The organism is Pseudomonas sp. P4_C4, assembly GCF_056402055.1.
The window spans coordinates 1-11944 of the sequence record NZ_JBFUID010000041.1; the positions used below are offsets into that span (position 1 = coordinate 1).

The 11944-nt window shown below is 62.8% G+C and carries 2 protein-coding genes; one reads left to right on the top strand and one right to left on the bottom strand.

The window, feature by feature from the left end:
* Nucleotides 1-9528, bottom strand: a 9528-nt coding sequence (locus AC1DXW_RS20550; protein ID WP_477760382.1) for a peroxidase family protein, incomplete at its 3' end; no start/stop codon positions are given.
* A gap of 673 nt (nucleotides 9529-10201) precedes the next feature.
* Here AC1DXW_RS20550 and AC1DXW_RS20555 point away from each other — a divergent pair.
* Nucleotides 10202-11938 (top strand): type I secretion system permease/ATPase, encoded by a 1737-nt coding sequence (locus AC1DXW_RS20555; protein ID WP_477754738.1) that lies wholly within the window; start codon nucleotides 10202-10204, stop codon nucleotides 11936-11938.
* Nucleotides 11939-11944 lie beyond the last annotated feature (6 nt).

The window sequence follows — 11944 nt, forward strand, 5'->3', positions numbered from 1 at the left end:
CACCACGTCCCCAAGCTCGGTGACTTCGTAGACATCGTTGCCGCCACCGCCGACCATCGTGTCGGCACCTGCGCCACCGATCAGGACGTCGTTACCCGCACCGCCCACGAGCGTGTTGTCGAGCGCGTTGCCGGTGCCCGCAAAGTCGCCGCTGCCGCCGAAAAACAGATTTTCGACGTTGGCACTCAGCGTGTAGCCCGAGAGCGAGGTCCAGACCGTGTCGTTGCCGGCACCGGCGAGCTCGGTCACCACGTCCCCGAGGTCGKTGACTTCGTAGACATCGTCGCCAACACCGCCGACCATGGTATCGGCACCCGCACCCCCGATGAGAATGTCATTGCCGGCATCACCATTGAGGATGTCGTTGCCGCCCAAGCCGTTCAGGATGTCGTTGCCATCACCTCCGCTGGCCACGTCGTCGCCTGCCGTGCCGGTGAATATGTCGGCACCGGCGGTACCGACAAACAGATCACCGACCACTGTCGTTGCGGCAGAGGTGACTCGCTCAAGTGTGCCGAGGTCATCGGTGTAACTCGCGACGACACGCAGTTGCTGACCGACCTGCGCCTGGCTGGGCGTGAAGGTCGTGCCCGTCGCGCCGGCGATGTCGGCAAAGACCGCACCGTTCCCCACCTGCCACTGGTGGGTAATCACCGAGGTCGTGGTCCCGTTGGCGTCGGTGAACGCATCCGTGGCGGTCAAGGCCGAGCCTTCCGTCGGGGTCGTATCGCTGATCAGCACCGTGCCAACCGGTATGACGTTGACGGGGCTGCCGCCGAGCGGCGCAGTTGGCGCGGTCGGCGCCGAGAACACGCTTTCCAGCACGCCGTGGGCGTCCTGATAGACGGCCCTGACGCGCAGCAGCAGTCCCTCCTCAGCCGCGGTCACCGTGAAGGTCGGACCGGTCGCGGTTCCTAGTCCGCCTCCGAGCGCAATACCGATGTCGTCGAAGATACCGCTGCCCGGGTTTGTTTCGACCTGCCATACGAAGGCGATGGGACTGGTGATCGCACCTCCGCTAGCGACATTGTCCGCATCGCTGACGGTGTCGGCCAACACCGTCAACACTTGGCCAACGGCCGGCGTGCCATCGCTGATCCTCAGCAAGCCCACCGGCTCGGCGTTCAAGCCCGCCACCAGGACCAGCGACTGATCGGCGAACTGCAGCCGCTCGATATTGCTGAGCCTGTCAGTACCGTCCCGACCGACGACGCTGTCGGCCACGGTGGTCGTGCCGTCGACGTTCTCGATGACGGTGTAGTCAGCCAGAAGGCCGGTGTACAGGGCCGTGTCGAAGGAATGGCCAGGGTTAAGGGGGTCAGGCGCATCCGTCAGGATCTCACGGACGGCGACGAATTGGCCGGGGTTGTAAGTGCCGTTGAGCATGAGCGGCACCAACGGGACCATGCTGTCGAACGTTGCGATCTCCGGACCTGTGCCATCAATGTTCTGCCGCACGCTGATACGTACGTTGAGCCACTTGTCACCGTCGATCAGGTCATCGCCACCACGGCCTTGGATGATGTCGCTGCCGCCGCCGCCGAGGACGATGTTGCCGGCGCCGAACTGATCGTCTGCCGTGCCCACAATGCCGTCCGGGCCGGCTGCTGCGGTGCCGACGAACGAGCGCAGGCCGCTGACCAGGTCGAAGTTGGTGAGCACGCTGCCCTGAGCACCGGCAGCCGCGATCACGGTGGCATCGGCATCATCGCCACGCAGGATGTCGCTGAAGTGCGATCCCGTCAGACCTTCCACCAGTTGGAACCGAGCCACGGTTGCGGCCAACTCCGGCAGTGGCGGCGCGAGAGCGATTTCGGCGAGGCCCAGGTCGACGGACACGCCGAACGGGTCGTCCTTGAAGCCGGCCCAGTCGTAACCGGAGCCACCCAGGTAGCGGTCCCCCGCGCCGCCGTTGCCGAACATGATGTCGTCGCCACCTTCGGCCATGAATCTGTCGGGCCCGCCGGTGCCGATGAAGATGTCGTTACCGCGTATCAGGTCGAGCCCGTTCGGGTCGAAATTATCGCCGGGAGCACCATCGGCGGTTCCCTTCTCGATCCAGTCGTCGCCTTCGTTACCCATCAGTTGTTCGTCGGCGACACTGCCCATGATGAAGTCGTCGCCCGCGCCGCCGAAGACCTCCGAGGAGTCCTCACCGGTGACGATGAAGTCCTTGCCGGAGCCGCCGAGGTTCAGATTCAGGCCGTTGCCACTGTGGATAACGTCGTTGCCGTCGCCGCCATGAATGGTGTCGTCGCCGCCCATGTCCGTGATGATGTCGTCGCCGTCGCCCCCGACCATGAAGTCGTTGCCGTTGCCACCCTCGAGGCGATCATTGCCACCGTCGCCATAGAGCGTGTCGTCGCCGTCGCCAGAGACGAGAATGTCATTGGCGGCCGAGCCACCGAGCACCACATGGTCTTCGCCGGTGTACTGCAGGTAGTTGGTATCAGGGCCGACCGTCGCAGGGTTGTCCCGAATGACCAGCGGCGTGAGGAGGATGCCGCCGACAGGGTCGGCATTGCCCGGCAGGTTGTCGGCGGCCTCATTGACTGGCGTCAATGGATTGTCGACCAGTATGCCATCCGGCCCGGCAATCACGCTCGCGTTGAACTGCCTGGTCGGGTCGACCTCGAGGGTAAAGGCCGGAGTCAAGAACATGACGGCCGGGAGGTGGGTCGCATCCGTGTTGGCCATCACCAGTCTCGCGAACGAGTTGTTCTCCAACTCGGTGACGAAGTTAAGCCCCGCGTTGCGTTCCAGGTAGTAGAAGCGGTCGGCGTTCTGCAGCTTCTCCATCTGGGTCTCGAACACGAAGTTGAAGGTCGAGCCGAGCATGCCGCCAAACGGCATTTTTTCCTCGGCGAGGCCGCCGATCCAGAGGTCGATGTTGTCCAGACCGGTAATGGTGACGCCGGTCGGGCCACTCGCCCAGGCGCCGGTGCTATTGAGGAAGTCCAGTCGGTCCGCCGGCTCGCCGGCGCCGCCCAACACCAGGAGAGAGGCTGCGGCGCGCTTCCCGTCGAGCGTGGTGGCGCTGGTAATGGAGGCGTGCGTGCCATAGGCGGCGATGAAGTTGATCAGCGATTCCGGGTGCTTCAGGTGTTGCACCAAATCGGCCCAGCTGATGTAGGGCTTCAGGTTGCTGTCGCCGGTCGTGGTGTAGAACTCACGACGCGCCTCGTTCAGGGTCGGAAGCCCGGTATCACGGCCGCGCGCGATGTTGAGGGCGGGCAGGTCGAGCGGCAGGCCCAGCAAGTTGTTGCGCACCGCTTCGGTGACGAACTCATCGATCTCGTTACCGACCTGGCGCGTCACGCCGCGGACGATGGCACCGGCCGCCTGCGCAGGCGTCGGGCCGCTGGCCGCAAACGCCAGCGGATTGAGGAATGCCTGAATCAGGCCGATATCGCTCGAGACGAAGTTGGGGTCCAGCCGGTCGATGGTCTCGGTCAGCATCGAGTGGCCGAGGCGGTAGACCGCGTGCGCGAACTCGGCGACGATCGCCGGGTCGATCTCGGTTTGATAATTTTGGTGTTCGCCAAGGAAGGGATCGATGTTCGGCTGAATGGTACGCGCGAACTCTTCGAACACCAGGTGCTGGTACTGCATCTCGGTACCGAATTTCGCCGCCTGGAACAGGCGCTCTCCGTTCCAGTGCAAGGCAGCGATCTCAGCCGCGGTTGTTGGCAACACCAACAATTGGGCATCGGGCATCAGCCACTGGTTCAGGAAGTTGACATCGTTGGAGGCGATGGCCACATCCTTGGTGTGCTGGACCAGACGGTTGTGCTCCGAGTGGAAGATGGAGTGGACGGTGGTCAGGCCAATGTTCTCGTTGACCCGGCCGTCGCCGGCGATGTAGTGCGCGTCGAGCAGTTCATTGTCATAGAAGCCCGGCGCAGGCGTACCGCCAACGACATTGTCCGCATCGGCCGTCAGTGGCGCACCGGTCTGGCTGTCCACCGGAACGGCGTTATGGGCGACATCGATGAGGAACTGGTGGCCGGTGCGCACGGCATTGACCAGGCTGATCGGCGCAGCAGGATTACCCTCGACGAGAACATCATCGGCGGTATCAGCAATACCATCCGGGCCCCTCATCATGACCATCGGGAAGCCGTTCGGGCCCTTGATGAAATTGCCGTAGGCGTCGGTGGCGAGCAGCGGCACGTTGTCGAAGTCGGCATCAGTGAGGTTGATCCCGAGCAGGTCATGAGCTTGCGCCTTGACCACTTTCCAGGTAGCCATCCCACCGATTTCGACGTCGTCGGCAGTGCCGAACAGGCCATCGGCGCCCAAGTCACGATTGGTGATCAGCTTGCCGGTCGCCACCGGCTCGCCGGCGGCATTGAACTCGTAGGCGCGCAGGAACACCTGGTGCGAGGGATGCGAGGTATAGGTCTGGTTCTGGTCGACGAACGGCGTGGTGGTGTTTGCAGCCTCGTGAATGTCGTCGGCGGTGCCCAGGATGCCATCGGGCCCAGGCAGGTTGGTGGCGCGCGTCAACACCATGAAGTTGGTCGGGCTGCCCGGAACGAACAGCGGATCGTCCGGCTGCAGCGGGATGAACACCGTGCCGCTGCCGCCCTTGGTCACCAGGTCGAGGCCGTGGTCGAAGAACTGACCGAAGAAGGTCATCCAGGTATTGAACGGTGCGGACAGGCCCGCGTCCGGCGCCTCGTTAGGCATGAAAAAGGTCTGGAACGTCGTGCCGTCGGTACGGGTTCCAGTAACGACCTGCGCACCGTCCTTCAAGACATCGTCAACCGTGCCGAGGATGCCATCCGGACCGGGATCGAACGTGGCCGCGATCGCTGCCGGGTTGTTGGCGGTGTTGTCGGCGACCAGATTGCTGATGGTGCGAGGCTGCGAGTCGGTCACCAGGCCGCTGGTCTGGGCGTAAGAGGTGCCCGCCTCCGCCGTATCGAACTGTGCCGGAACCAGTCGCGGGAAGACCGTGTCGGCTGCACCGAACTCGTTCTGACCCGCCACCAGGTGGTTGAACGACCCGTCGACCGTGCGCAGGCCCAAAGGCATCCGTGCATTCGGCAGCATGCTGAGGAGATCCTCACCGGCCGCATTCCTTTCCGAGATCAGAATCTGATCGAGAATGAACTGCAGATCGGCCCGGATATAGTGCACACCGGTGCTGGCGACCGGAGTCTCGACCGGCAGCGGGGCTGCCGGTGGCGGAGCAACGCCGGCTACGACCGCTGCGGTTGGAGCAGAGAACGCCGTCTCAAGCACGCCATTTTCATCCTTATAGACGGCCCTGACGCGCAATTCCAGCCCGGCGAGATCCGGGGTCACCCTGAAGGTCGGCCCGGTTATGTGCGCCAATGCTGCGCCCCCGTCCGCAATACGGGTGATGTCCTGAAAGACGCCCGTACCCGGGACTGCTTCGAACTGCCAGTAGAAGGCGATCGGTCCGGTGATGGCACCGCCGGCGTTGTCGGCATCGGTCACGCCGGCAGCCGACACCCTCAGCAACTGACCCGTGGTCGGCGTAGCGTCCGGGGTGTTGCTGGCAGCATCGAGTATGGTCAGCAAGCCCAGCGGGTCGTTGTTGAGCCCGACCCCGCCAGGCAGGGTGAGCGACTGATCGTTGAACTGCAGCCGCTCGATATTGGTCAGGCGGTCGGTGCCGTCGCGACCGACGACGCTGTCGACCACGGTGGTCACGCCGCCCACAGTGGTGACGGTATAGTCGAGCTGGTTGCCAGTGAACAAGGCCGTGTCGAAGGCGGGGGCCTCCGTCAGGATCTCGCGGACGATGACCAACTGACCGGGGTTGAAGGTACCATCGAGCATGAACGGGATCATGGGCTCCATGCTGTCGAAGGTGGCGATCTCCGGCCCGGTTCCGTCAAGGTTCTGGCGCACGCTGATGCGCACATTCAGCCACATGTCGCCGTCGATCAGGTCGTCACCGCCGCGGCCTTCGATGATGTCGCTGCCACCACCGCCGAGGAGGATGTTGCCCGCGCCGAACTGATCGTCTGCCGTGCCCACGATACCGTCCGGGCCGGCTGCAGCCGCGCCAAGAAACGCCCGCAGACCGGCGACGAGGTCAATATTGGTGAGCACGCTGCCTTGGACACCGGCAGCGGCGATCGCGAGCGCGTCGGCATCATCGCCGGTCAACATGTCGCTGAACGCCGACCCCGACAGACCTTCCACCTGGGCGAACTTGGTATGCACGCCTGCAACTGAAGGCGACAGGGCCGATTGTTCGAAGACGATGCGGCTCATGTCCACAGTCACGCCGTAATGATCATCCTTGTAGGTGGCCCAGTCGAAACCGGACATGCCCAACATCTTGTCCGGGCCCTCACTGCCGATGAAGATGTCATCGCCGCCTTCACCGATCATTTCATCGAAGCCGCCGTCACCGCTGAAGACGTCGTTGCCGTCGGTCAACTTTGCCAGCAAAGCCGGTGGCAGGTTACCGGTGAAATTGTCGCCGGGGGCGCCGTCCTGGGTCCCGACCTGGATCCAGTCGTCGCCATCGCCGCCCATCATTTGTGCGTTCAGCCGGCTGCCGAGCATGAAGTCATTGCCAGCGCCGGCGAAGACCTCCGTAAAGTCCTCGCCGGTGACGATGAAATCGTTGCCGTCACCGCCGAGGATGATATTGGTGCCGTTGCCGCCGTGGATGACGTCGTTGCCGGCCTCTCCGTGGATGACGTCGTCGCCGCCCATGTCGGTGATGATGTCATCGCCATCGCCACCCTCGATCTCGTCGTTGCCATAGCCGCCTTCGAGGCGATCATTGCCGGCGTCGCCCCAGAGCGTGTCGTCGCCGTCGCCAGAGACGAGAATGTCATTGCCGGCCGTGCCACCGAGCACCACATGGTCTTCGCCGGTGTACTGCAGGTAGTTGGTATCGGGACCGACCGTGTTGGGGTTGTCGCGGATGACCAGCGGCGTGATCACGACCCCGTTGATCATGATGCCGCCAGTGGGATCGGTGTTGCCAGGCAGGTCGTCGGCGGTGCCCACAATGCCGTCCAGACCGGCAATCACGCTCGAGTTGAACTGCCTGGTCGGGTCGACCTCAAGGGTAAAGGTCGGGGTCGAGAAGATGAGCGCCGGGAGATGGGTCGCGTCGGTGTTGAGCATCACCATCTTGGCGAACGAGTTGTTCTCGAGCTCGCTCAGGAAGTTGAGTCCCTGGGTGCGGTGCAGGTAGTAGAGCCGGTCGCCGTTCTGCAGCTTCTCGAGCTGGTCCTCGAAGACGAAGTTGAAGGTCGAGCCGAGCATGCCGCCGAATGGCATTTTTTCCTCGGCCAGGCCGCCGATCCAGAAGTCGATGGCATCAACGCCGGTAATGGTTGCCCCATTTGCCAGGTTGGCATAGACGCCGGTGCTGTTGAGGAAGTCCAGGCGATCCGCCGGCTCACCAACGCCGCCCAACACCAGGAGCGTGGCCGCTGCGCGTTTCGCGTCGAGCGTGGTGGCGCTGGTAATGGAGGCGTGCGTGCCGTAGGCGGCGATGAAGTTGATCAGCGATTCCGGGTGCTTCAGGTGTTGCACCAAATCGACCCAGCTGGTGTAGGGCTTCAGCTGGTTGTCGCCGGTGCCGGCGTAGAATTCACGGCGCGCCGCGTTCAAGGACGGGATGCCGGTATCGCGGCCGCGCGCGATGTTGAGGGCGGGCAGGTCGAGCGGCAGGCCCAGCAAGTTGTTGCGCACCGCTTCGGTGACGAACTCATCGATCTCGTTGCCGACCTGGCGCGTCAAGCCGCGGACGATGGCGCCGGCCGCCTGCGCAGGCGTCGGGCCGCTGGCCGCAAACGCCAGCGGGTTGAGGAAGGCCTGAATCAGGCCGATCTCGCTGGAGACGAAGTTGGGGTCCAGCCGGTCAATGGTCTCGGTTAGCATCGAGTGGCCGAAGCGAAAGACCGTGTGCGCGAACTCGGCGACGATCGACGGGTCGATCGTGTCATCGAAGTCAATGAAGGCATCGACCTGCGGTTGAATGGTGCGCGCGAACTCTTCGAACACCAGGTGTTGATACTGCATCTCGGTGCCGAATTTCGCCGCCTGGAACAGGCGCTCACCGTTCCAGTTCAAGGTCGACAGATCAGCAGGAACAGACGTGACGGGCGTCAGCAGCCACTGGTTCAGGAACGTCAGGTCGCCGGCGGCCGTTGAGGCGAGGACCGTGTCCTTGGTCTGCTGGACCAGCCGGTTGTGCTCGGAGTGGAAGATGGAGTGGACGGTGGTCAGGCCGATGTTCTCGTTGACCCGGCCGTCGCCGGCGATGTAGTGCGCGTCGAGCAGCTCGTTGTCGTAGAAGCCTGCGGCCACCGGGCCGCCGGCAACGAGGTCGGCATCGGCCGTCAGTGGCGTACCGGTCTGGCTGTCCACCGGGCTGGCATTGTGCGCAATGTCGATGAGGAACTGGTGACCGGTGCGGATCGCCAGCGATGCGTCGATCGGCGCCAGCGGATTGCCCTCGACCAAGCCGGTCGCGGTCACTATCTGCGCAAAGCCGTTCGCCCCCCGAATGAAGTTGCCGTATGGGTCGGTCGCCAACAGCGGCAGGTCGAGGACGTCGAGATCGTCGAGCTCAATGCCAAGAATGTCGCGCGCCTGCGCCTTCACCACTTTCCAGGTGGCCATCCCGCCGATTTCAACGTCGTCGGCAGTGCCGAACAGGCCATCGGCGCCCAGGTCACGATTGGTGATCAGCTCGCCGGTCGCCACCGGCTTGCCGGCGGCATCGAATTCATAGGCGCGCAGGAACACCTGGTGCGAGGGATGCGAGCTGTAGGTCTGGTTCTGGTCGACGAACGGCGTGGTAGTGTTTGAAGCGTCGTGGATGTCGTCGGCAGTGCCAAGGATGCCATCGGGCCCGGGCAGGTTGGTGGCCCGCGTCAACACCATGAAGTTGGTCGGGCTTCCCGGGACGAACAGCGGATCGTCCGGCTGCAGCGGGATGAACACCGTGCCGCTGCCGCCCTTGGTCACCAAGTCGAGGCCGTGGTCGAAGAACTGACCGAAGAAGGTCATCCACGAGTTGAACGGCGCGGACAGGCCCGCGTCCGGCGCCTCGTTAGGCATGAAAAAGGTCTGGAAAGTCGTGCCGTCGGTACGGGTTCCAGTAACGACCTGCGCACCGTCCTTCAAGACATCGTCAACCGTGCCGAGGATGCCATCCAGACCGGGATCGAACGTGGCCGCGACCGCCGCCGGGTTGTTGGCGGTATCGTCGACGATCAGGTTGCTGATGGTGCGTGGCTGCGAGTCGATCACCAGGCCGCTGGTCTGGGTGTAAGAGGTGCCCGCCTCAGCCGGGAGGAAGACTGGAGTGGTCAAGCGCGGGAAAAAGTTGTCGGCTGCGCCGAACTCGCTCTGACCCAGTCTCAGGTTGTTAAAGGTCCCGTCGACCGTACGCAGACCGAAAGCAAATTCCGGGCTCGGTATCAGGCTGGCGAGCGACTGGCCGGCCGAGTTTGCTTCCGCGATGAAAATCTGCTGGAGAACGAACTCAAGATCGGATTGATTAAAGTTGGCCATTTTGGATTGCCCTCGATCTGTCTGGGTAAAGGCACGGGACGAGAAAATCCTCCCGCGCCAAGTCAAGTGCTGGCTTGCGCAGTGCGTTGGTTATGTTTTTTAGCGAGAGCTCTGGCGTTACCCGAGACCCGGGATACCCGTCTGGAATTCGCGAAATGAATTGCTCGCCGGGCGATCAGGCAGAGCGGATTCGAGCCCTGGGCGGGCCATGGAATCTGGAAGTGAAGGCGAACGTCCTGGACAACCCCTTCCCTCTGCAAAAGAACGGAATGATCGACATGATTCGGCTCCTCTCAGGAGAATCACCGCGCCTTGCGTTGCCAAAGCAATGGCAAGCTTCAGGCGGGCGGGCCACCCGATAACTAAGACTAAAGTTCCATAGCAAATTTTTGTCAATATTACGTCGTTAAAACAGACGACTGGTGCTGAGCCTCACAACTAGCTGTTTTTAAAAGACATATAGAAAGTTGAGTGCAGGTATAGAGCAAAATGTTATTTCGAACTGTTTCGCCGCCACCTACGCTGCTGCATAAGGGAGCAACGCAGCGATTTCGGAAGACTCGCCACCCATAGAGCGACCAGCCTGCGTGCCCATAAGCTGTTTACGGGACTACATTTACTGTTACCTGTTGCGCCACCAGGGCAACCGGCTATTCGAAGTGGGAGGACAAAAATGCCCAAGCAGTCGAGCATCCGTTCCGAACTGGCCGACGCGCTCTTTCGCATGCGCCGCAGTTTTTATTCGCTGGCAGCGTTCAGCGGCGTCATAAACGTCATGATGTTGACGCCAGCCGTTTATATGCTGCAGGTCTATGATCGAGCCCTGGTCAGTCGCAACGTCACGACGCTGGCGATGTTGACTGTGCTGGTGGTAGGTCTGTTCTTGCTGATGTCTACGCTGGAAATGGTCCGCACCCGCGTGCTGATCCGGGTCGGCAACTGCCTCGACATGGACCTCAACCAGCGCATTTTCACCGCTGCATTCGAGCGCAACCTGAGCCGCGCCGGAGGTAATCCGGCCCAGGCCCTGCAAGATCTCGCTCAGGTTCGTCAGTTCGTCACCGGCAATTCCCTGTTCGCTTTCTTCGATGCACCGTGGACGCCGATCTACCTGCTGGTCGCCTATCTGATCCACCCATTGCTCGGACTGCTCACGCTGATCGGCTCGCTGATTCTGATGGGCCTGGCTTATCTCACTGAAAAGGCGACGCAGAAGCCGCTGTCCGAAGCCAATCAGGCCGCCCTCTCCTCCGCCCTGTACGCCAACAACAACCTGCGCAATGCCGAGGTCATCGAGGCCATGGGCATGCTGCCGTCGATCAGCAAGCGCTGGTTCCAAAGCCATTTACGCATTCTGGAAATGCAGACCCTGGCCTCCGACCGCGCCGCCTTGATCAGCAGCACCGGGCGCTTCGTGCGCATCACTTTGCAGTCGCTGATCCTCGGCGCCGGCGCACTGCTGGCGATCGAAGGCAAGATCACCCCGGGGATGATGATTGCCTGCTCGATCCTCACCGGTCGCGCATTGGGTCCGGTGGAACAGGTCATCGCGTCGTGGAAGCAACTGCTCGGCTGCCGTTCGGCCTGGGGCCGGCTCAACGAGATGCTGCATGACTATCCGCGCCGGCCACCGAGCATGTCGCTGCAGCGGCCGCAGGGGATGGTTGCGGTGGAGAATGTGTATGCCGGCGCCCCCGGTACCAACAACACGATTCTGCGTGGGGTGGGCTTCAGCCTTGTCCCTGGCGAAAGCCTTGGCATTATCGGCCCATCCGCCTCGGGCAAATCCACTCTCGCCCGCCTGCTGGTTGGCGTCTGGCCGGCGCAGGCTGGCAAAGTGCGCCTGGACGGCGCGGACATATTCACCTGGAACAAGGGCGAACTTGGCCCCTGGCTCGGCTACCTGCCACAGGACGTTGAGCTGTTCGAGGGCAACATCGCCGACAATATTGCGCGTTTTGGCGAAGTAGACAGCGAAGCGGTCATCCGCGCCGCCAAGATCACTGGCGTGCACGAGATGATCCTGCGTTTTCCGCAGGGTTATGACACCCGTCTGGGCACCGATGGCAGCCCGCTTTCCGGTGGCCAGAAGCAGCGCATCGCCTTGGCCCGCGCGCTGTATGGCGAGCCCAATCTGATCGTGCTGGATGAGCCGAACGCCAACCTCGACGACGTCGGCGAAAAGGCCCTGGTCGATGCGTTGGCCGAACTCAAGGGCCGCGGCGCCACCGTCATTCTGATTTCCCACCGTCCCAACGTACTCTGCGCCGTCGATAAGGTGCTGATGCTGCGCGACGGCGGCGTGCAGATGCTTGGTACGCGCGATGAAGTATTCGCAGCGCTGCGCAAGGCCAGTGTGATGCCGGCAGGCGCGTCGACCCCTCTGGCCTCCGTCAAAGCACGGGAGTGACCGATC